Origin of the sequence: Oscillibacter sp., assembly GCF_028693505.1 — a bacterium.
GTDB lineage: Bacteria > Bacillota > Clostridia > Oscillospirales > Oscillospiraceae > Oscillibacter.
Genome location: NZ_JAQUVF010000026.1, coordinates 1 through 22,327, shown reverse-complemented (window position 1 = coordinate 22,327; position 22,327 = coordinate 1). Strand labels below are relative to the sequence as shown.

The following is a 22,327-nucleotide window of genomic DNA, read 5'->3' as shown; positions in this document are numbered from 1 at the left end:
CTTTACTCTGCCGTCTCCTTTTTCTTCGGTTTTGCGGCAGGCCCTTTCTTCGGGGTGTACTTATGCTTTACATTCGCCGTCTTTTCATCCGGCGTCGTTTCCGTTTTCTTTCCGACCGCCTTCTTCACCGGCGTCTTTTTTGCGGCGCCTTTTCGAGCGGCGGGCTTCTTCTCTTTTTTCTCCGGCTTCTCCGGCTCTGCCGGGGCAGCTTCCTCCAGAGGCGTCTCTTTCTCCTCCACCGGGACGGTCGCCGCCGGAACCTCGGCTGCGGGCGTTTCCGTCGGGACCTCGGCTGCGGGCGTTTCCACCGCAGTCTCCGCCGCGATCACGGCGTTCCCTTCAGCAGTGCTCTTCGCTTCTTCCGCCGCGCCGACAGGGCCAATCTCCGGCACCACCGGCCACGCCTGGGCGGTAATGCCCGCGTAAATCCGCAAATACTCCTTGGCGCTGCGCTCCCAGCTGAAGTCGCACTCCATGGCCCGCTTGCGCAGGCGGGCAAAGGCGTCCGGATAATCCTTATAGAGATAGACGGCCTCCCGAATCACATACAGCATATCGCCGCTGGCATAATTGCGGAAGGAGAAGCCGTTTCCGGCGTCCCGCCACGATTCGTAGGGCTGGACCGTGTCCTTCAGTCCTCCGGTCTCCCGGACGATGGGCACGGTGCCATAGCGCATGGCGATCATCTGGGAAAGGCCGCAGGGCTCGCTCTTGGAAGGCATCAAAAACAGATCCGCGCCCGCGTAGATGGACATGGACAGTTCCTCGTTATAATCCAGGCGGACCGCCATACGGCCCTCATACTGCTGCGCGGCCCAGCGGAAAAACTCCTCATACTTCTGATCGCCCTTACCCAGAATGACCAGCTGCATCGGAAGCTCCATCATATCATGAAGGACCTCGCAAATCAAGTCCAGCCCCTTGTGGGACACCAGTCGGCTGACGATGGCGACAATGGGGGTGTGGGCTTCCTGCCGCAGACCCATCAGCTTTTGCAGCTCCGCCTTGTCGGCGTCCTTCCCCTCCGGATGCTCCGCAGAAAAGCGGGCCGACAGCCGTCGGTCCGTCTCCGGGTCGTACAGCTTGGTGTCGATGCCGTTGAGCACGCCGGAGAGCTTATACGTGCAGCGACGCATGATCGTCTCCATCCGGTGGGCAAAATAGGCCATTTTCAGCTCGTTTGCATAGGTGGGCGACACGGCGTTCACGGCGTCGGCGCACAAAATGGCGCCCTTGAGCAGATTGACGTCTCCGTCCATGAGCAGCGTGCCGTCGGCGGCCCAGCCGTAGTCCAGTCCGAACAGGTCGCCCAGTGTCTCCTTGCCATAGCGGCCCTGATACTCGATGTTGTGGATGGTCAGCGCGGTGCGGATGGAGCGCAGGCGCTCCTCTCGCACGCCCTCATCCTTGAGGTAGATGGGCACCAAGGCGGTCTGCCAGTCGTTGCAGTGAATCACCTCGGGCCAGAACTGCATGTGGGGCAACATGCGCACCACCGCCCGGGAAAAGAAGCCGAAGCGCTCGCCGTCGTCCATGTAGCCGTAAAGCTCCGGGCGGTCGAAATACTGCTCATTATCGATGAAATACCAGGTGACGCCGTCTTTTTCCAGAGAGAACAATCCGCAGTAAGTGTGCCGCCACGCAAGGTCCACATAGTCGAAGCACTCAAACTTCAGCTCCGCGCCAAAGCGCTCCTTGACAAGGCGGTAAAGCGGCAGCACCACCGCAACCTCCGCCCCCTGCTTTGCCATGGCCGACGGCAGCGAGCCTGCCACATCCGCCAACCCTCCGGTTTTGCAAAAGGGAACCGCCTCGCTGGTGGCATATAAAATTTTCATACACAATCTCCTTTTCCGTGTCGTCTTTCGTAGGGAGCGTTCCTCCCGCAGTAATGGGACAAGGGGGGACGGCGTCCCCCCTTCCATTTTATACCTTGCTGGACTTGGCGAGAACGATGGGATATGTCGAATGGCCCATCAGCGTCCGGTCCGCAAGAATTTCCACATTTTTATCGGCAATGATGTAAGAGAGCCGCGCATTGCGGCGAACCGTAGTCTCCTTGAACAGGACGCAGTTGCGAATTACGGCACCCTCCTCCACCACCACGCCGGGGAAGAGGATGGAGTTTTCCACCGTGCCCTCGATGCGGCAGCCCTCCGCCACCAGAGAGTTCACGCAGCGGCCCTCGGCTCCCACGTAGGTGGAGCTTTTGTCGGCGCCCTTGGCGCGGATGGGACGCTCCGGCGTGAACAGCTCCGCGCGGATCTCCGGGTCCAGCAGCTGCATGCTGCGGTCGTAGTACTCCTGCACCGAGCGGATCTGGGCCGCAAAGCCGCCCCAGACATAGCAGTGGAGATTCCGCTTTTCTCTCTGGGCCCGCAGCACATCCCGCCGCCAGCTGTACTGGTCCTTGGCGGTGCAGTCATCCACCAGCTCCTTTAAAAGCTCTGTGGAAAGGATGTAAACCTCCAGACCGCGGTATCCCCGGGGGCTGTGGAGGTTATACAAAACCTCGGTGATGCGGCCGCTTTCATCCTTTTCGTAATACGTGCCGTCCTCCGTGGCGAAGCTGTCGTCTCCGCACACCACGGTGATATCCGCGCCGGATTTGAGGTGTTCTTCAAAGATTTCCGCCATGGGCAGGTTCACCACCAGATCGCCGTCCATCAGCGCCACGTAGTCCTGACGGATGGTGTTCAGGTAGGAGCGCACACCGGAGAGCGCCTCGATCTTTCCACGGAAGGGCATGGCGCCCCAGTCCTTTTGATAGTTGAAGGGGGGCAGCACCCGCAGCCCGCCGCGCTTGCGGCTCAGGTCCCAGACCTTGCCGGTGCCCAGATGGTCCAGCATGCTCTGATAGCGGCCGTGGAGCACCACGCCCACGTCGGTGACGCCGGCGTTGACCAGATTGGAAAGGGCAAAATCCACCGCGCGATACCGCCCGCCAAAGGGGATGGAGGCCGCGGAGCGGATCTCCGTCAGTTCCCGCAGGTTGTTGCGCTTTTCATAGGAAAAAATAATTCCGTGCAGTCCGTTCATTTCGACACCTCCTCACCGTTGCGGTCCAGCATGATGCCGGGGCGCACCTGTTTTCCGTCCGGCAATCTGCAATGGGGCGCGAGGACCGTGAGTCCCCATGGAGACGGCGCCGTATCCTCCGGCGCGCCGCCCACGCGGCAGCCCACGCCAATGCGGCAGTCCTCGCCCAAAATGGCGTATTCCACCACCGCGTTCTCCTCCACCACGGTCCCCGGCAGCAGCACGGAGTAACTGATGCGGGCACCCTTGCCCACCCGCACATTGGAGGCCAGCACGGAATTTTGCACATCTCCGTCCAGAATGCTGCCCCGGTTAAAGGCGCTGTGCGCCACGCGGGAACCGGTTCCAAGGAAGGTTGGCGGCGCGTTGACGCTGCGGGCGTAAACCGGCCAGGATTCATCGTGGAGGTCCAGCCCGGATTCCGGCGAGAGCATATCCATATTGGCGTCCCAAAGGGACTCCAGCGTGCCCACATCCTTCCAGTAGCCCGCAAAGCGGTAGGCCGCCATCTTTTCTCCGTTTTCCAGCATGGCGGGAATGACGTTTTTGCCAAAGTCGTTTTCGGAGGTGGGGTCCGCCTCGTCCTCCGTCAGATACTGCCGGAGGGTTTTCCACGAGAACACATAGATTCCCATGGAGGCCAAATTGCTCTTTGGCGCTTTGGGCTTTTCGGCAAACTCCGTAATCATGTCGTCCTCATTCACGCTCATGATGCCGAAGCGGGGCGCTTCCTCCCATGGCACCTCCATCACGGAGATGGTGCACGCCGCGCCGGATTCCTTGTGGCGGGCCACCATTTTGGAGTAATCCATTTTGTAGATATGGTCGCCGGAGAGGATCACCACATAGTCCGGCTCGTAGTAATCGACAAAGCCGATATTTTGATAGATGGCGTTGGCGGTGCCCTTATACCAGGTGCCGCCCTTGCTGTCCATGTAGGGCGGCAGAATATGGACGCCGCCGGTGGACCCGTCCAGATCCCACGGCTGGCCGCTGCCGATGTAGCTGTTCAGCTCCAGCGGGCGGTACTGCGTCAAAACGCCCACCGTATCGATCCCGGAGTTACTGCAATTGGACAGGGGAAAATCAATAATGCGGTATTTGCCGCCAAAAGGGACGGCGGGCTTGGCCATCTCTCCGGTCAGGACGTACAGTCTGCTGCCTTGGCCTCCGGCCAGCAGCATGGCAACACATTCTTTCTTCATTTCTTCTCCAACTCCTTTGCCACCTGTTTTTTCTTTCGGGGACGGGGATACGTGCCTTCTCCGCGCAGGAACACCGCGCCAAAGGCGGGAATGCGGATCGCGGCGGAATGCTCTTTTCCATGGGAGGGGATTTCCTCCACCATCACCGCCTCCTGATCGCCAAAGCCGTCTCCTCCATAGGAAACGTCATCGGTGTTGAACGCCGGCACGTACTTGCGGTGGGGGGGAACGCCCATCCGGTAGCCTTCATAGGAATTGGGCGAGAAGTTCACCGCGCACAGCAGGTCACGGCCCTTTCGGTCCTTGCGCAGGAATACCACCACGTTATTGTGATTGTCGTCCGGCACCAGCCACTCAAACCCCGCCCAGTCAAAATCGATCTCCCAGAGGGTCGGTTCCTTTCGGTAAAACGCGTTGATCTGCTGAAAAAAGCGGTGGATCTGCTGATTTTCCGGCTTGTCCAGCAAATACCAGTCCAGCTGCCCATTGGCGTCCCACTCGTGCCACTGCCCCAGCTCCGGGCCCATAAACAGCAGCTTCTTCCCCGGATGGGCCAGCAGATATGCGTAGAATCCCTTCAGGCACCGCAGCTGGTTTTCATAGTCGCCGGGCATTTTCCCCACGACGGAGCCTTTCATGTGGACCACCTCGTCATGGGAGATGGGCAGCACAAAGTTTTCTGAAAACGCGTACATCATGGAAAACGTGATGTCCTTGTGGTGGTCCTGCCGAAACCAGGGGTCCAGCTTCAGATAGTGGCACATGTCGTTCATCCAGCCCATGTTCCACTTGAGATTAAAGCCCAGGCCGCCCGCGTCCGCAGGCCGGGTCACCAGCGGCCACGCGGTGGATTCCTCCGCGATCATCAGCACGTTGGGATTGACGGTAAAGGCCATGGCGTTCAGCTCTCGCAAAAAGTCGATGGCCTCCAGATTCTCCCGCCCGCCGTCGCGGTTGCGCGTCCACGCCCCGCCCTGACGACCGTAATCCAGATACAGCATGGACGCCACCGCGTCTACCCGCAGTCCGTCGATGTGATACGCCTCCAGCCAGAAGCGGGCGGAGGAGAGCAGGAAGCTCTTCACCTCCGGGCGGCCGTAGTCAAAGACCCGGGTCCCCCAGTCTGCGTGCTCCCACTTGTTGGGGTCGCTGTACTCATAGCAGCAAGTCCCGTCAAACTCGTACAGGCCCTGCTCGTCCTTGCAAAAGTGCGCCGGCACCCAGTCCAGCAGCACGGCGATGCCGTTTTTATGCATGTGATTGACGAACCACTGAAAATCCTCCGGCGTGCCGAAGCGGGAGGTGGGCGCAAAGTAGCCGGTGCACTGATAGCCCCAGGAGTCGTCCAGCGGATGCTCCGTCACCGGCAGCAGCTCGATGGCGGTATACCCCATCTCCTTGACATAGGCCGCCAGCTGGCGCGCCAAGTCCCGGTAATCCATAAAATCGCCGTTTTCCCGCCGACGCCAGGAACCAAGATGTACCTCGTAGATATTCAGCGGAGAGGAGGAAACGGGATGCTCCGCCTGCTTTTTATGAAACGCGCCGTCGCTCCAGCGAAACCCGGCAAGATCGTACAGCTTGCTGGCCGTATCGGGGCGGGTCTCCGCATGGAAGGCGTAGGGGTCCGCCTTCAGATGCGTCTGCCCGTCGGCGCCGGTCACCGCATACTTATAATTTGTATACCTTGGCAGATTTGGGACAAAGCCCCCCCAAATTTCGCCCTTTCTGGAGAGCCGGTGGGCCTTCGGGTCCCATTGGTTGAAATCGCCCACCACGGACACGCTGCGCGCGTGGGGTGCCCAAACGCGGAACGCCCAGCCCGTCTGCTCTCCCCGCGTCTCCGGATGCGCGCCGAACCAGCGCCAGCCGTCCGTTAAAGTCCCGGCGTGAAAGCGCTCGCTCTCTTTCTGTTTTGTCATGCAAAAGCTCCTCTCCCTACCGCTCTTCCAAAACCAGCGGCGGGTTCGTATTCGGTTTCTCTGGTACATTCGCCCATTCTCTTCCATGCGATTGTTATATTTATTATACTTCCTTCCGGAAATAGCGTCAAGGACGCTCCTGTCGAAAAAGCCCGCTCCGTTTTGTGTCGTTTTACTAGTTTGTTCTCCGTTTTTACCTGTTTATTTGTGCTTTCCTGTCAAAAAAGACGGTTATTTTCCCAGTCTTTTTTAATTTTTAACAGGTACCCCTCCCCCGGGCGGCCTGCGGTGCCATATTGATTTTACCGCTTTTGCCTGTTAGAATGAGTTGAATTTTGCCGAATGCGAGAATTTTGGAGGTTTCTTCCATGGATATCATTTCCTCAGCACTGACCGGCATCACGGTGGACGGTTTTGCTCTTTGGGTCGTTTTGCTGGTTTGCGTGGGCGTTTTTCTGGCATCCTTTATGGATGCCATCGCAGGCGGCGGCGGTATCATCTCCGTTCCCGCCTATCTGATGGCCTTTAGCGCTTACCCCACCTACTATGTCCTTGGCACCAATAAGCTCTCCGCCTGCATCGGCACGGTGTTTTCCACCGCCCGCTACATCAAAAGCGGTTATGTAAACCGGAAGCTCTTTACCCCAGCCATTGGACTTTCCCTGCTGGGCTCCTTGGCGGGGACCTGGCTGCAGCACCGCACGCCGGACGTCGTACTGAAGTATCTTCTGCTGGCGGTTTTGCCGGTCGTCGCGGTCATCACCCTCCGGGGGCGCAGCTGGCCCGACGAAGCGGAGCCCATCGCCCCCAAAAAGCAGGCGGCCATCGTCTGGGCCTCCGCGCTGCTCATCGGCATGTATGACGGCTACTACGGCCCCGGCACGGGCACGTTTCTCATGATTATTTTCGTGCGTCTCGCCAAGATGGACACCCGCAGCGCCGCAGGCGGCACCAAGGTCATCAATCTGGCTTCCAATCTGGGCTCCGCCATCGCCGCGCTGGCTTCCGGGTATGTATTTTTGGGCGTTGGACTGATCTCCGCCGTGGCCTCCGTGGCCGGCCATTATCTGGGGGCGGGACTGGCCATCAAAAACGGCGGCAGGATCGTCCGCCCGGCCGTTATTTTGGTATTGCTTTTACTGACGCTCAAGGTTGGCAGCGAGCTTTTATTTCCGAATTTCTGGCGCTGAGTTCTCTCGTTTTTGACGCGGGCCGGGCAAGGCCCGCGTTTTTTCCAGATGAAACCATTTTTCCAGTTGTATAGGTGGAAAAATCCTGCGGATACTATCTTTTGCCAAGGCAGATCCATTGAAAATCTGAAAGACAAAGGAGTTTTCGATATGAAGGCAACTGGTATCGTGCGCCGGATTGACGATTAGGTTATAATAGGAGCAAGGTCAGAAAGCCTTGAAAACACTGGTGTTTCGCTGATTTTGTCCAACTTTCACGAGCAAAAAGTGAGCAAAGCTCTTTGACTGCGGTAAGCTGCAACCGCAACCGTGAAAGGAGGCAGCAGCATAAACTGAATATCATCGGGAAGCCCCGGTATTGCACTGCGCATAGCAGAACAATACCGGGGCTTTTCTTTTCTCAATCTGAAAATGGAGGTCGTACAAAATGAATGCACCTGATAAAGCCGTGGCGTTTGAAGCTCTGATGAAAGACACTCCCGGCTTTGATCACTATGACAGCGGCTACGATGGAATCCTTCCTGAATGCCGGACCTGCCGTTTCCATCGTCCCCTATGGAAATATCAGTCCTGCGTATTCGAGGAATGCCCATATTGCATTACCAAACAGTCCACAAAGAAGGTGATGTCCAATGAGAGGTAAAACTGGCGCAGATCGTGAGATCAGCGTCAACACCTATACCGGTGGCTTCACCACCATGCTCAACCATCACCTGAGAAACAGGAATCTGTCTCTCAAGGCGGTAGGTCTTCTCTCAAAGATGCTCAGTCTTCCTCCTGATTGGGACTATTCCATCCGTGGACTTGCAACGCTGAATACAGACGGCATTGACGGTATCAGAACGGCTATGAAAGAGCTGGAAGACGAAGGATATGTTGTTCGTGTTCAATCCAGAGACGAGCGCGGGAGAATGTCCCGCAACAAATACACGGTTTACGCACTGCCGCAGAAGGAAAAGCCGTCACCGGATTTACCGTCATCGGAAAACCCGACAACGGTTAAGCCGCCACCGGATGAACCGATGACGGAAAAGCCCACGCAAATAAATACTAATCAAGTAATTCCTAAAAAAAGAAATGACTCACTTAGTAAATATCAATCTATCAATCCTGATGGGATGGATGCGATGGATGAAAGAGAGCGTTATGAAGAGATTATTCGAGAGAACTTGGAGGTAGATATTTTATCTCAGGACAGCCGGTATGACATTGACCGCGTGAATGAAATTATCGAAGTCATGCTGGATGCCATCTGCTCTAGCTTGGAAATCAAACTCAGCTACATGGACGAGTTTGAAGCACTTACAAGCACTTGTGAAAGACTCAGAAAGGAGGTCGCATGATGAAAAATCAAATTGCTATCTATCTCAGATTGTCCTTGGAAGATGTGGATAAGCGGACAAACGCCGTAAAAGATGATAGCAACAGCATCGCTTCTCAGCGTTTGCTCATCAACCGTCATCTGGATCAGACACCGATGCTTTGTGATCTTCCTCGGATTGAGTTCTGCGATGATGGTTTTTCCGGCACCAATTTTGATCGCCCTGATTTCCAGCGGATGATTGAATGCGCAAAGCGCGGTGAGATTAGCTGCATTGTTGTGAAAGACCTCTCTCGCTTCGGAAGAGACTATCTTGAGGTTGGCGATTACTTGGAGCATATCTTCCCGTTCCTCGGCATCCGCTTCAAGTCCATAAATGACCATTATGACAGCGCAAAGCATGAAGGCAAGACTATCGGGATGGATGTTGCCTTCAAAAACCTGATCTATGACTATTACAGCAAGGACCTTTCGCAGAAGGTTAAGTCTGCAATGCGAACGAAGCAGCAAAAGGCACGGTTCGTGAACACCGTCCCTTACGGCTATAAAACGCATCAGGATGACAAGCATCAGCTTGTCATAGACGAAAGAACCGCCCCAGTGGTACGCAGAATTTTTCTGAATGTTATCGACGGAAAGTCCTGCACTCAGATTGCCAAAGAGCTGAATGCAGAGGGCATCCTGACACCGGCTCAGGCAAAAGCGATTCATAGCAGTTCAGCCAAAAAGCCCCAGTGGACACATCGAGCAATCCTTAGTATGATTGAAAACATCAAGTACACCGGGGTTATGGCAAACCACATGAGAGAAAGTCGCTTCATCCGGGACAAGAACCAGCGTCGCGTTCCCAAAGAGGAATGGTATATCCGCAAAAATGCACATGAGGCTATCGTCACTCAAGAAGAGTTCGATAAAGCAAATGAGGCGATTCAGCGGCGCAGAAAAACAGCCAGAGTAACCCATGATCAGTCTGATAGAGTTTATTACTGCGCACACTGCGGCGGCAAACTCGAAAAGGCAAACGGGACGGTATTTGCTTGTCCCTCCCATCGGTATCACGATGGAAGCCCTTGTGAGGGCGTTTATTGGAGAAAATCCGCATTGGAGGAAGTTCTGCTTGCAGCCTTAAAGGGACAAATCGAGATCACACGCATTGAATCCTCGGAAGTCAAAAAAGCTGCACGAGTCAGGAACGAGAGTTTGCAGCGTCAACTTGTATTGCTCAAGGCTCAGTATGACGCTTGCGGACGAGAAAAGTTTACCCTGTACGAACAATACAGAGAAGCGAAGATCACCGCCGAAGAATATCTTTCCGGCAAAGATGAACTGACAAGAAAACAAGCTGCCCTTAAAGAACAGCTTGAGGAAAGTGAAGCTCTGTATGAAGCGAATCAGCAAATGGGCGATGCTGCATCCGAGCAGCAAGAGGCAGTCGGAAAAATGACCGGCTTGTCCGATGCCAAACTCAGAGAGCATCTTTATGATGCAGTTGAACGAGTTCTGGTCTACGACTCAGAAAGCATCGAGATCATTTGGAAGTTCAACGAAGTGAAGAACGGAAGCAGCAGCTATGCCGGAGCCGGTGTATGACTCCGGTATAGCTTTTAGCTGTGAAGTCGTTTTTTGTCCTAAAATAACATAATCTATCGAAACATCGTAGGCGCATGGTTTCGATCTTCAAAAGGCTCAACCATCTGTTTTCATGGGCTTTTTGAAGAATTTGAAAAATTTTTTTGCACCTACTTGACATAATGGGACGATCTGGGGAGGGTCGTCATTCCCAAAGAGATTCGCCGCACCATGCGCATCCGCGAGGGCGACCCGCTGGAGATTTACACCAGCCGGGACGGCGAGGTTATTTTTAAAAAGTATTCCCTGCTGGGCGGTGTGGAGGATTTCGCGGGCCAGCTGTGCGAGACCATGAACCGCTCCACCGGCTGCATTTGCGCCGTCACGGACCGGGACACGGTCATTTCCGTGGCAGGCGGCGGCAAGCGGGAGCTTCTGGGCAAGCGCATCACCCCGGAGCTGGAACAGGTCATGGAAAATCGGCGCATCTATCAATATACCGGCGACGGCAATCCCATCCCCGTTTCCGACGGCAGCGACAAGCTGATGGCAAGCGTTGCCGCCCCCATTTTGGCGGAAGGCGACCTTCTGGGGCTGGTGCTGTTCATCTCCCCCGTGCCCATGCAGGTCTCCAGTGAATCCGAATACAAGCTGGCCCAGACCATCGCGGCCTTTCTGGGCAAACACATGGAAGGCTGATCTTCCAACTGTTTGCACGGCACGCCGCCGCTTTTTGAATCATCTTTACAGACCGCGGAAAATCCCGCGGTCTGTTTTCGTCATGCGGGGCAGTTCCCGATGCATAGGCTGTACCAACGGAAAGGGGCGGATGGTATGGCGTTTTCCAATTGGATCTCCACCATTGACACATTTCTCTGGGGGCCGGGCACTTTGGCGCTGCTGATGGGCACCGGAATTTTTTTGACAGTGCGCACCCGCTTTCTCCCATGGCGGAATCTGGGCTATGCCCTGCGCACGGCCCTGGGCCGGGAGGCCCGGCGTGTCAAGGGCCTTGGGGACGTCTCCCCCTTTTCGGCTTTGATGACGGCGCTGGCCGCCACCATCGGCACCGGCAACATCGTGGGCGTCGCCACGGCGCTCACCGCCGGGGGGCCGGGTGCGCTGGTGTGGATGGAGCTTTCCGCCCTGTTCGGCATGTCCACCAAATTTGCCGAATGCCTGCTTGCCGTGCGCTTTCGTCGCGTCAACGCCCGGGGGGAGCTGTCCGGCGGTCCCATGTACGTGATGCGGGACGGTCTGCGCTCTCGCAGCGTGGGCCGGCTGCTGGGCGGCGCCTTTGCGCTGTTCGCCGTCTGCGCATCCTTCGGCATCGGCAGCATGACCCAGGCCAACTCCATTGCTGGGGCAATGCACGTGTCCTTCGGGGTCCCCACCGAGGTCTGCGGACCACTGGTTGCCGGACTGGCGCTGCTCATCATTCTGGGCGGCATCCGCAGCATCTCCTCCGTATCCGCCGCCGTGGTGCCCGCCATGGCGCTTTTCTATCTGGCGTCCGGGACAGCGGTGATTCTGGGGAATCTGGACCAGCTGCCCGCCGCGCTGTGCACCATTTTCCGCTGCGCCTTTTCTCCACGGGCCGCCGTGGGCGGCGTGGCGGGCACCGCCGCCCGTTCCATGCTGGACGCCGCCCGGTGGGGCGTTGCCCGGGGCGTTTTCTCCAACGAGGCGGGCCTCGGCTCCGCCGCCATCTCCGCCGCCTCCGCCGCAACCAACAGCCCCCCGCGGCAAGGGTACATCAACATGACCGGCACCTTCTTCGACACCATCATCATCTGTACGGTGACCGGCCTTGCCATCTGCTGTTCCGGCGTGCTGGGGCTTCCTGACAGCACCGGCGGGGCGGTGGACGGCGCCTCCCTCACCATTCTGGCGTTCCAGACCGTACTGGGCCCGCTGAACGGGATCTTCGTCAGCATCGCCATTGTTTTATTTGCCTTTTCCACCATTTTGGGCTGGGAATATCAGGGGGAAAAGGCGTTTGAGTATCTCTTCGGCACCCGACCGCTGCTGGCCTACCGGGTGGCCTTTGCGCTGGCGGCGCTGTGGGGGGCGGGCCAGCACGTGGAATTGGTGTTCCGCCTGTCGGACATCGCCAATGCCCTGATGTGCATTCCAAACCTCGCAAGCCTTCTGCTGCTGTCCCCCATTGTGGTTCAGGAAACGCTGGCATTTCAACCCTCTATCCGGAAAAAGCGGTAAATTTTCTGTGATGGCGTTGCATTTTTTTGTTTTAATGGTATGATAATCTCGTTCTTAAAATTGAATGCAAAGGACTTGATATCATGACAAAGATCGATATTGTCTCCGGCTTTTTAGGAGCCGGAAAAACCACGCTCATCAAGAAGCTGCTGGCGGAGGCCTACCCCGGTGAGAAGCTGGTGCTGATTGAAAACGAATTTGGTGAGATCAGCATTGACGGCGGCTTTTTGAAGGACTCCGGCGTGCAGATCTCCGAGATGTCCTCCGGATGCATCTGCTGCTCTCTGGTGGGCGACTTTAATAAGGCCCTCCAGGATGTGGCGACGCAGTTCCATCCGGACCGCATCCTCATTGAGCCCTCCGGCGTGGGCAAGCTCAGCGACGTGATCGTCGCGGTGGAAAACACGGTGGCCGCCGTGCCGGAAATGAAGCTCAACAGCTTTGTCACCGTGGCAGACGCCTCCAAGGTCAAGGTCTATATGAAAAACTTCGGTGAGTTTTACAACAATCAGGTGGAGTCCGCCGGCACCATCATCCTCTCTAGGACCCAGAAGCTGAGCGAGGAAAAGCTGGAGGCCGCCGTGGCGTTGCTGCGGGAGAAAAACGCCGACGCCGCCATCCTCACCACGCCTTGGGACCAGCTGGACGGCGCGGTGATCCTCTCCGCCATCGAAAAAGTCTCTCTGGCGGATGCGCTGCTGGAAAAGATGCGCGCCGAGCACGCCGCCGAGGAAGCCGAGCACGCGCACCATCACCATCACGACGACGACGACGATGACGAGCATGAGCATCACCATCACGATGATGACGATGACGAGCATGAGCACGAGCATCATCACCATCACGACCACGACGATGACGAGGAGCACGAGCATCACCACCATCACGATGAGGAGTGCAGCGACCCCGACTGCGCCTGCCACCATCACCATCATCACGCCGATGAGGTGTTCACCTCTTGGGGCAAGGAAACGCCCAAGCCCTTCTCTCAAGCGGACATCACCCGCATCCTGACCGCGCTGGACTCCGGCGCGTACGGCAAGATTCTGCGGGCAAAGGGCATCGTGAACGGGAGTGACGGCAAGTGGCTGGAATTTGACTACGTGCCGGAGGAGCACGACATCCGCGCCGGGCATCCCGACTACACAGGCCGGCTGTGCGTCATTGGCGCGGAGCTGAACGAAACTGGGCTGGCGGAGCTGTTTGGCCTGTGACCCCGGAAAGGAAACGAACATTACAATGGCTGATATTCCTGTTTATCTGACTGCCGGTTTTTTAGACGGCGGTAAAACCGATTTCATCAACGGCATCTTGCAGGACGGCTTTGCCCGCAAGGACCGGACGCTGCTCATCTGCTGCGAAGAGGGTGAGGAGGACTATGAAAAGGCCGCGCTGGACAACGTGACGGTGGTCCGCGTGGAAAACGAGGCGGACCTCACCTGTTCCCAGATGAAGGCGTGGGAAAAGCAGTACCGGCCCAAGCAGGTGCTGATCGAATTTAACGGCATGTGGCAAATGGAGCGGCTTTACAGAGAAGTTCTGCCCGCCAACTGGGTGCTCTATCAGGTCATGACCTTTGTGGCGGCGGCCACCTTTGAGGTGTATGTCAAAAACATGGGCCAGCTGATGATGGAGAAGATCACCAACGCGGACATGCTGGTCTTTAACCGCTGCACCCCCGCGCTGCGGGATGCCCTGCGCAAGCGGAATCTCCGCATGGTGAACCGCCGGGCGGACATCTACTTTGAGATGGAGGACGGCACCAGCGAGGATTACCTCACGGGAGACGAGTGCCCCTTCGACCTGCGGGAGGACCCGCTGGAAATTCCGGACGACGATTTCGGCGTCTGGTACGTGGACGTGATGGACCATCCGGAGCGCTACGACGGCAAAACCGTCCACATGAAGCTCATGATGTGCCACTCCAAAAAATATCCCGGCATCCACTGTCCCGGCCGGTTTGCCATGGTCTGCTGCCAGAACGACGTGCAGTTTCTGGGCCTGATCGCCAAGGGCGACGACCTGGACCGGTACGAAAACCGGGACTGGATCGAGGTCACGGTGAAAATGGCCGTGGAGGACCACGAGGCTTACAAGGGCAAAGGCCCGGTGATGCATGTCCTCACCGTCGCGCCCTGCGAAAAGCCCGCCCAGGAAGTCGTCAACTTCTGACCCTTTCTGATACGGTTCGTAGAATTTCGACCAAAAAATCCCCTCCGTTATCAAACGGAGGGGATTTTCCGTCCCCTGCCGGGGCGTCGCCTTGCAATTTTCATGAAATTTGGTATAATAAAAATATTCTGCATCTTTTTTGAAAGGACCTGACGCTTTGAAACGCCTTCCAACCTATCGGCTCTCCCTTCTATTGACGCTGCTGTGGGCCGTGCTGCTCGCAGGCGGGATCACGCTGCTGGCCCTGTGGTGCCAGCCAAACGCGCTGCGGGAGGTGCTCTCCCACTTCAAGGCCCAGCCGCTGCTGATCGTGCTGAACGCGCTGCCCATCGGCCTTTTGCTGCTGGCGCTCACCTGCCTTCTCCGAAACGTTTTTTGGAGCGCCGCGCTGGTCAATTTTTGCGTATGCGCCCTGTCCATTGCCAACCGCATCAAGCTGGAGGTCCGGGACGAACCGGTGTTTCCCCGGGATTTCGGTCTTTTGAAGGAAGTGGGCAGCGCCATGGGGAGCTACCAGATCCGCTTTCCCAGCGCGGTGATCGTCACGGTGGTTTTGATCTCCGCCACGCTGGCGGCGGCGGGCGTTTTCATCCGCTGCGCGCCGTTTCCCATCGCCCGCCTGCGGGGCTGGCTAGGGAGCGTGCTGGGCGCCGTTTGCAGCATCGGCCTGCTGGCGGGGTTGATCGTGACGCTCTATGCCTCCAACGATCTGTACAACTCCTTTGCGGTGTCCAACGCCTACTATATTCCCTCCGTCTTTAACGAGCTGGGCTTTCCCTACTGCTTTTGTCACCAGTTCACCACCTACCCCGTGGATAAGCCCGAGGGCTTCAACCGGGCGGAGGCGGAGGCGTGGGCCGCAAGTCCCGCCTCTTCCGGCGAGGGCAAGGCGGTGAACGTCATCATGGTGATGAACGAGGCCTTTTCCGACATCACGGACGCGGATGTGTTTGCCTTCTCAGCGGAATCCGATCCCCTGCCAAATCTCCACGCGCTGGAAAAGCAGCCAAACGCCCTCTCCGGGCACGTGGTGGTGCCGGGCTTTGCCGGGGGCACCGCCAACACGGAATTTGACGTGCTGACCGGAATGCAGACGGGCGCCCTCTCGGATACCACCACCTCCGCCTTCCGGGTCGTGAATCGGAATCTGGAGAGCCTCTTCCGGGTGTTTGACGCCGACGGCTACCGCACCTCCTTTTTTCACCCCGGAGACGACTGGTTTTATAACCGGGAGAATGTCTATGGCTGGCTGGGGGCGGAGACCACGCTCTTTGCAGACCAGATGGAAAACCTTCAATACAAGGGCCGCTGGGCCACGGACGACTATATGGCGGGGCTGATCGAGCAGGAATTTGAGGAGACCACGGCGGCGGGGCAGTCTCTTTTCCACTACACCACCACCATTCAAAACCACATGTCCTACACCGCCGACAAGTACGGCGCGGGCTACCTCTTTCCAGACGTGCCGCTGCAGGTTTCCGTCTCGCCGGAGGTGGAGACGCTGCTGAAGGTCTATGTTGAGGGCGTTCGGGACGCCGACGCCATGCTGGGCCGCCTGACCACCTATTTTGGCGGTACGGAGGAGCCGGTGGTGCTGGTGTTCTGGGGCGACCACCTGCCCTACCTCGGCGACAATCAGGCGGGCTATACAGCGCTTGGCATGGACGTGAAGGCGGGCACGCAGTTAGATCCGTTTACCGCCTATGAAACGCCCTATCTCATCTGGGCCAACGACGCGGCTGTCGTCTCGCTGGACTGGGGGGCCACCGTTGCAAAGCTGGACCTTCCGAAGGACGGCAGGATCTCCGCCGCCTTTTTGGGTGCCGCCGTGGTGGAGCTGACGGGCCGGAAGGCAGAGTCCCCCTGGTTTTCCTTCCTCTGCGATCTGCGGCGGGAGGTGCCGGTGGTACAGAAGGACACCTATCTGCTCTCCGACGGCGCGTGCCTGCGGGAGCCGGAGCTTCGCCAGTGGCGGTCTCCGGACGGCGCGCTTACTGGGGAGCAGCTGCAATCTCTTGTGCAAAAATGGCGGCAATGGAGCTACTACAAGCTGCGCTACGAGGAAATTGCCCCATGAAAGGGCGGGAAATCGCCCTGTGCGGTCTGCTCACCGCCCTTGCGGAAACACTGTTGCTGCTGGGCGGCATCCTTCCGCTGGCAACCTTCTGCGCGCCACTTCTTGCCATGGCCGTTCTACTGCCGGTGCTGGAGGAATATGGCTGCCGCGCCGCGGCGGCGGCCTATGGCGCGGCGGCGATTCTATCGCTGGTTCTGGTGGCGGACAAGGAAACCGCTTTGGTATTTGTCTTTTTCGGCTGGTACCCCCTGCTGCGGCCCCGCATCGCCCGCCTGCCCTCCCCCCTGCTGCGCACGGCGGCGCGGCTGGCAGTGTGCACAGGGCTGATCGCCGCGCTGTACGGCCTGACGCTCCATCTGTTGGGCCTGACGGCGGATTTGGAGGGTGGAAGCCGCCTGATGAATTGCCTGCTGCTGGTCCTCGGAAACGCCACGTTTCTTGCGATGGATGTGGTTTTGGCGCGTCTGACGCTGCTTTGGCACACCAAACTGCGCCGTCGCTTTTTCCGCGCATAAAAAAGAGGCTCCTGTCACGCTAAGACAGGAACCTCTTTTTATTTCTCCGGATGAAAATGCTGCCAGATGGCCTCCGCCGTGGCGCGGGGCACCACCGCCGTGAGCGTCTCCACGTCCGCCTCCCGGATGGCCTTGGCCGAGCCAAGCGCCCGGCGCAGCGCCTCCCGCCGCTTGGGGCCAACGCCGGGAATGTCGTCCAGCACGGAGTGGAGCGTGCTCTTTTCATGACGCTCGTGGTGGTAGGTGATGGCAAAGCGGTGGGTCTCCTCCTGTATTTGCCCGATCAGCGTAAACACCGCCTGCTGCGCGGCAATGCCGATCTCCTGCCCCTGGGGCGTGATGAGCGCCCGGGTGCGGTGCCGGTCGTCCTTCACCATGCCGAAAATGGGCACCTGAACGCCAAATTCCCGGGCCACCGCCAGCGCGGCGGCGGCGTGGGTGGCGCCGCCGTCGATGAGAAAGACGTCCGGCAGGGGCAAAAACTTTTCGTCCCCGTCCGCCGCCCGCTGGAGCCGGCGGCGCAAAACCTCCTGCATGGAGGCGTAATCGTCCGGGTGCCCGCTTAGCTCCTTGATGCGGAACCGGCGGTAGGCGGATTTCAGCGGTCTTACGCCGCTGTACACCACCATGGACGCCACAATGTCGCTCTTGCCGGTGTTGGAAATATCGAAGGACTCCATCCGCCGGGGCGGGGTCGGCAGCTTCAGCATTTTTCCCAGCAGCTCCAGCGTGTGGGCGGTGCGCTCCTCCGCCGTGGTGGACCGCTCCGCTTCCTCCGCCGCGTTTCGCTGGGCCATGGCCCGCAGCTCCGCCTTCTCCCCCCGCTGGGGCACGTGGACCCAGACCTTGTGTCCCGCCCGCTTTGTCAGCACGGCGGAGAGGTCCTCCGCGTCCTCCGTCTCCAAGGGCAGCAAAATCTCGTGGGGCAAAATGGCCCGGGGCAGATAGTACTGCGCCGTCAGCGCGGAGAGGGTCTCCGTCTCTCCTTCCTCCACCGGCGCGGTAAAAAGCTCCGTCTCCCGACCTGTCAGCTCACCGTTTTCCATGTGCAGCACCGCATAGCAGCACTTGCCCGCCCCCCGGTACAGCCCCCAGATATCCGTATCCGCGCACAGTCCGGCGATGACGGTCTGCTTTTTGGACAGCGCGCTGATGGCGTTCACACGGTCCCGCAGCTGCGCCGCCTGCTCAAACCGCAGCGCCTCCGCCTCCGCCTCCATCTCCTCGGTCATCTCCCGCAGCAGCTGCCTGGACTTTCCCTCCAGCAGCTGGACCGCCTGCTGGACCCGGCGGTTGTACTCTGCTGCCGTCATCTCCGGGCGGCAAAACCCGTCGCACCGGCCCATATGGAAATTCAGGCAGGGACGTTCCGCCCCGATGTCCCGGGGGAATTTGCGGTTGCAGGTGGGCAGACGCAGCGCCGTACAGACCGCGTCCAGCGCCTGGCGCGTCTCAAACCGTCCGCCAAAGGGGCCAAAATAGCTGGCGCTGTCACTCGCGCAGCGGTTTGCCAGCGAAAAGCGGGGATACGTCTCCTTGGAAAGACGCACAAAGGGGTAGCCCTTGTCGTCCTTGAGCAAAATGTTGTACCGGGGCATGTGGCGCTTGATCAGCGCATTTTCCAAAACCAGCGCCTCAAACTCGCTGGAGACAAAAATGGTGTCAAAGCGGTCTACCTGCGATACCATTTGGCGCGTTTTGGAGGTGTGGGAGGCGCTGTCCTGAAAGTACTGGCTGACCCGGTTTTTCAGTTTCTTGGCCTTCCCCACATAGATGACCTTTCCGGTCTTATCCATCATCAGGTAAACGCCCGGGGCCAGCGGCAGATCGTTGGCTTTTTCCCGCAGTTCCTCTTTCGTCATGGCCTTCTCCTCTCCGTCGCCAGCTCCCTCGCAGGCAGCAATCGTCCGCCGTCCATGCAGGTGGTCTCCCCGTTTTTTATCATGAATGGCTGCATTGTATCATATTCACCAGCAGCGTGCAAATCCTCTTTGGCAGCGTATGCAAAAAAAACGGCCCCGCTTACAAGCAGGGCCGCGCAGGGATCTCAAACCGTTTGTTATTCGCCGAAGTTGTCGTTTACCAGCTCCACCAGCGCACCAACGGCTTCCTTCTCATCCGTGCCGTCGGCAACCAGGGTAATGGTAGTCCCCTTCACGATTCCCAAAGACAACACACCCAAGAGGCTCTTGGCGTTGACGCGGCGGTCCTCCTTCTCCACCCAGATGCCACTTTTGAACTCGTTGGCCTTCTGGATAAAGAACGTAGCAGGTCTGGCGTGCAGGCCTACCTCATTATTAACGGTGATCTCCTGTGTATACATGATACAGCTCTCCTTTTCTATACCAAGTCAAACAAAATAGCTTCGCATAGCAAGTTATACTTCCAGTATCATCATAGCTGGTTTTTCCTCTCCCGTCAACGGTGTTTTTCACAAACATTTCATAAAAAGCCGCCGCTTGTAAAAACCTTTTTGGTCGTTTGCACCACTTTAGGGAATTTTCTCTCCCGGGCTTTCCCGTCTTTTCATCAATTTGCAGGAAAACCGCCGCGTATGCGGCGGTTTTCCAAAAAACAGATCAATAATTGGTGGCCTTCACCTGGAAATAGGCCTGAGGATGCTTGCAGACGGGGCACACGGCAGGGGCGTGTTCCGCCATCTCCACGTGACCGCAGTTGCGGCAAAACCACATGACCTTCTCGCCCTTTTGGAAAACCTCACCCTTTTTCAGGTTATCCAGCAGCTTCAAATACCGCTCCTCATGGGTCTTTTCGATCTTAGCAACGCCTTCAAACTGCGCGGCCAGTGCCAAAAAGCCCTCTTCCTCGGCGGTTTTTGCCATCTCGGCATACATTTTGGTCCATTCCTCGTTCTCGCCAGCAGCAGCGGCAGCCAGATTTTCTTCCGTTGTGCCAACGCCGTTCAGCGCCTTGAACCACAGCTTGGCGTGTTCCTTTTCGTTCAGCGCGGTCTCCTGGAAAATGGCAGAAATTTGCTCATAGCCGTCCTTTTTGGCCTGGCTTGCAAAATAGTCATACTTATTGCGTGCCTGAGACTCGCCGGCAAATGCGATCCGCAGATTTGCCTCTGTCTTGCTTCCCTTTAATTCCATACGATTCATTTCCTCTCTGTTCTTTCAAAATAATTCCGCACATGCGGGGCAGATTCCACGAAAAACTAAAGTATGTCCTTTGATCGTCCAGCTTCCGGTTTTCGCTTTGCGATCCAGCGCAGGGTCATAGGCAATCTCCACGTCCGCCACCCGTCCGCAGCACTCGCAGCAAATGTGGGGATGGGGATGAAGCGCCGCGTCAAATCGGTTGGGCGGTCCATCCAACTCCGTCAGGCGCCCTTCCTGTGCCATTTGGTGGAGATTCCGGTAAACGGTGCCAAGACTCAGTCGCGGCATCTCCGGCTTCAGCGTGTCATACACCATCTGCGCGGACGGATGCTCCCCAGAGCCTCGAACCGCCTGATAGATTTCCTCTCTCTGCCGGGAAAACCGTTTCCCTTCCATACCCCGCTCCTTCTTAGTAATGATTACTATTATTTTATAGCACATACAGATTTAAAAAGCAACCATTATTTTGTAATTTTTGAAAAAACTTTTTGTGTTTTCCTGCACGGTCTGGATACAATAGACGTTGGGTATCGCGCAATCCATGCCCGCGCACAAAGGAGGATTATACCTTGAAAAGAAGTTCAACGCTTTTTCTGGCCTCGGTGCTGCTGGTGTTTACTCTGACCGCCTGTGGTCGGAAGCAGCCGGTAACCAATCCGGCGCAAGACAACGTTCCCACAACCGAGGACTCTATCGGCAACGGGACGACCGGCAACGGGACGACTGGCAACAACGCCTTGGACGGCACCACGAATTATCCGGAAAACGGCACCAACGGCTCTCTTGCCGGTGACGTCGGAAACGCTGTCACCAATGGCATCGACGACGTGGAGGACGCAGTTACCGGAGAGAATCTTCCCGGTGAAAACCGCACCACGAATCGGACAGGAACCACAACAGGCGGCGTCACCTATGAGCAGATGCTTCGCAACGCCCGCGTCCATGACACGGACGGATATCTGAGGGATCATGAAAACGCCGTCACTCCCGGCAGCATTTACTGACGGGAAGGCAAAGGAGGGTGCAGCTATGCGGCTGTGCCCTCCTTTTTTGGATTCTCTGTTTTCTTTTCCTGTCATTTCCGTTATAATGGAAAAAAAGGGGGAGGTTTTTTATGGCGCAGGAATTTTTGATGCAGGTCATCGCGCATATTCAAAGCGACTTTTCCACAAAATTTGGCGTGCCCCGGCAAAGCGGTCTGGTAGACGCGCTGGAAGCCCGGGTGCTGTTTGAACCTCCCTTTCAAAACGCCGATGCGCTGCGGGGGCTGGAGGGATTTTCTCACCTGTGGCTGGTGTGGGTGTTCGATCAGGCCATCCGAACGGCATGGTCCCCCACTGTCCGACCGCCCCGTCTGGGCGGAAATACCCGCATGGGCGTTTTTGCCACCCGGTCTCCCTTTCGTCCCAATCCCATCGCGCTTTCCGCCGTGCGGCTCACCGGCATTGAGCAAACGCCGGACCGGGGACCGATCCTCCACATTCGCGGTGCGGATTTGATGGACGGTACGCCGATTCTGGACATTAAGCCCTACATCCCCTACGCCGACTGCCATCCAGAGGCCTTGGGCGGTTTTGCCTCCGCTCCGGCAGGCGAAGTGTTGGCGGTCCATATTCCGCCGGAGCTGCTCTCTAAAATTCCCCCTGACCGGCGTGCGGCGCTTATGGGCGTTCTGGCGCAGGACCCGCGTCCCCACTATCAGCAATCAGCAAGCCGGGTTTACGGCTTTGGCTTTGCCGGGCTGGAGATCAAATTCTCCGTGGACGGCGATACGCTCACCGTTTTGGACGTCTTATCGCAGACACCCTGAACCAAGAAAACCCCCGGGAGCGGCTGCTCCCGGGGGGATTTTTCTATGCAAAGGGATTTCTTATTTCGCGGCCTTTGCGGCGCGGATGGCCTCGGTCAGCATGGGAGCGACCTTGAAGAGGTCGCCGCAGATGCCGTAGTCGGCGATCTCGAAAATGGGAGCGGT

The 22,327-nt window shown here is 57.7% G+C and carries 19 protein-coding genes; 11 read left to right on the top strand and 8 right to left on the bottom strand.

The genetic code is table 11. The features are described from left to right. Positions 1–2 precede the first annotated feature (2 nt). The 4 genes from glgA to glgB form a co-directional block, all read right to left on the bottom strand. Positions 3–1,838: a glycogen synthase GlgA gene (glgA, locus tag PHI30_RS08485; protein WP_300026558.1), complete on the bottom strand. Its 1,836-nt coding sequence runs from the start codon at positions 1,836–1,838 to the stop codon at positions 3–5. Positions 1,839–1,926: 88 nt separating this feature from the next. Beyond that, positions 1,927–3,039: a glucose-1-phosphate adenylyltransferase subunit GlgD gene (gene glgD / locus PHI30_RS08480; RefSeq protein ID WP_300026556.1), complete on the bottom strand. Its 1,113-nt coding sequence runs from the start codon at positions 3,037–3,039 to the stop codon at positions 1,927–1,929. Then, positions 3,036–4,244: a glucose-1-phosphate adenylyltransferase gene (locus PHI30_RS08475; RefSeq protein WP_300026553.1), complete on the bottom strand. Its 1,209-nt coding sequence runs from the start codon at positions 4,242–4,244 to the stop codon at positions 3,036–3,038. Before PHI30_RS08475 ends, glgD begins: the two co-directional genes overlap by 4 nt. Continuing rightward, positions 4,241–6,166: a 1,4-alpha-glucan branching protein GlgB gene (gene glgB, locus PHI30_RS08470; RefSeq protein ID WP_300026551.1), complete on the bottom strand. Its 1,926-nt coding sequence runs from the start codon at positions 6,164–6,166 to the stop codon at positions 4,241–4,243. Before glgB ends, PHI30_RS08475 begins: the two co-directional genes overlap by 4 nt. 368 nt (positions 6,167–6,534) lie before the next feature. Here glgB and PHI30_RS08465 point away from each other — a divergent pair, with 368 nt between their 5' ends. The 9 genes from PHI30_RS08465 (at position 6,535) to PHI30_RS08425 (ending at position 17,230) form a co-directional block, all read left to right on the top strand. Beyond that, positions 6,535–7,356: a TSUP family transporter gene (locus PHI30_RS08465; RefSeq protein ID WP_300026548.1), complete on the top strand. Its 822-nt coding sequence runs from the start codon at positions 6,535–6,537 to the stop codon at positions 7,354–7,356. 632 nt (positions 7,357–7,988) lie between these two features. Further along, on the top strand, positions 7,989–8,699 hold the full coding sequence (locus PHI30_RS08460) for a DUF6017 domain-containing protein (protein ID WP_300026545.1): 711 nt from the start codon (positions 7,989–7,991) through the stop codon (positions 8,697–8,699). Next, a complete protein-coding gene (locus tag PHI30_RS08455) occupies positions 8,699–10,267 on the top strand; it encodes a recombinase family protein (protein ID WP_300026542.1) in 1,569 nt (522 codons plus the stop codon). The genes PHI30_RS08460 and PHI30_RS08455 overlap by 1 nt, the downstream gene beginning before the upstream one ends. A 171-nt stretch (positions 10,268–10,438) precedes the next feature. After that, entirely contained in the window at positions 10,439–10,945 is a 507-nt protein-coding gene (locus tag PHI30_RS08450; protein WP_300026571.1) for a stage V sporulation T C-terminal domain-containing protein, read from the top strand. Between the two features lie 135 nt (positions 10,946–11,080). Next, complete coding sequence (locus tag PHI30_RS08445) at positions 11,081–12,466, top strand: sodium:alanine symporter family protein (RefSeq protein WP_300026540.1); 1,386 nt, start codon at positions 11,081–11,083, stop codon at positions 12,464–12,466. Positions 12,467–12,549: 83 nt separating this feature from the next. Further along, entirely contained in the window at positions 12,550–13,680 is a 1,131-nt protein-coding gene (locus PHI30_RS08440) for a CobW family GTP-binding protein (protein ID WP_300026537.1), read from the top strand. Between the two features lie 25 nt (positions 13,681–13,705). Continuing rightward, on the top strand, positions 13,706–14,638 hold the full coding sequence (locus PHI30_RS08435; RefSeq protein ID WP_300026534.1) for a GTP-binding protein: 933 nt from the start codon (positions 13,706–13,708) through the stop codon (positions 14,636–14,638). A 157-nt stretch (positions 14,639–14,795) separates the two neighbouring features. Beyond that, complete coding sequence (locus PHI30_RS08430) at positions 14,796–16,715, top strand: LTA synthase family protein (protein WP_300026532.1); 1,920 nt, start codon at positions 14,796–14,798, stop codon at positions 16,713–16,715. Beyond that, positions 16,712–17,230: a hypothetical protein gene (locus PHI30_RS08425; RefSeq protein ID WP_300026529.1), complete on the top strand. Its 519-nt coding sequence runs from the start codon at positions 16,712–16,714 to the stop codon at positions 17,228–17,230. The genes PHI30_RS08430 and PHI30_RS08425 overlap by 4 nt, the downstream gene beginning before the upstream one ends. A gap of 38 nt (positions 17,231–17,268) precedes the next feature. Here PHI30_RS08425 and uvrC read toward each other — a convergent pair whose 3' ends face one another. The 4 genes from uvrC to PHI30_RS08405 all read right to left on the bottom strand — a co-directional run bounded on the left by uvrC (position 17,269) and on the right by PHI30_RS08405 (position 20,748). Beyond that, on the bottom strand, positions 17,269–19,092 hold the full coding sequence (gene uvrC / locus PHI30_RS08420; RefSeq protein ID WP_300026525.1) for an excinuclease ABC subunit UvrC: 1,824 nt from the start codon (positions 19,090–19,092) through the stop codon (positions 17,269–17,271). A 197-nt stretch (positions 19,093–19,289) separates the two neighbouring features. Then, the gene (locus PHI30_RS08415) at positions 19,290–19,553 is read right to left on the bottom strand and encodes an HPr family phosphocarrier protein (protein ID WP_300026522.1); all 264 of its coding nucleotides are present in this window, start codon (positions 19,551–19,553) and stop codon (positions 19,290–19,292) included. 256 nt (positions 19,554–19,809) lie between these two features. Next, entirely contained in the window at positions 19,810–20,343 is a 534-nt protein-coding gene (gene rbr / locus PHI30_RS08410) for a rubrerythrin (protein ID WP_300026520.1), read from the bottom strand. 24 nt (positions 20,344–20,367) lie between these two features. After that, positions 20,368–20,748, bottom strand: a complete 381-nt coding sequence (locus PHI30_RS08405; protein ID WP_300026517.1) for a transcriptional repressor — start codon at positions 20,746–20,748, stop codon at positions 20,368–20,370. Positions 20,749–20,921: 173 nt separating this feature from the next. On the opposite strand from PHI30_RS08405, the gene PHI30_RS08400 reads away from it, so the two are divergent. Both PHI30_RS08400 and tsaA read left to right on the top strand, forming a co-directional pair. Further along, complete coding sequence (locus tag PHI30_RS08400; protein ID WP_300026515.1) at positions 20,922–21,356, top strand: hypothetical protein; 435 nt, start codon at positions 20,922–20,924, stop codon at positions 21,354–21,356. Positions 21,357–21,466: 110 nt separating this feature from the next. Beyond that, positions 21,467–22,162, top strand: a complete 696-nt coding sequence (gene tsaA, locus PHI30_RS08395; RefSeq protein ID WP_300026512.1) for a tRNA (N6-threonylcarbamoyladenosine(37)-N6)-methyltransferase TrmO — start codon at positions 21,467–21,469, stop codon at positions 22,160–22,162. Positions 22,163–22,327: the final 165 nt, after the last annotated feature.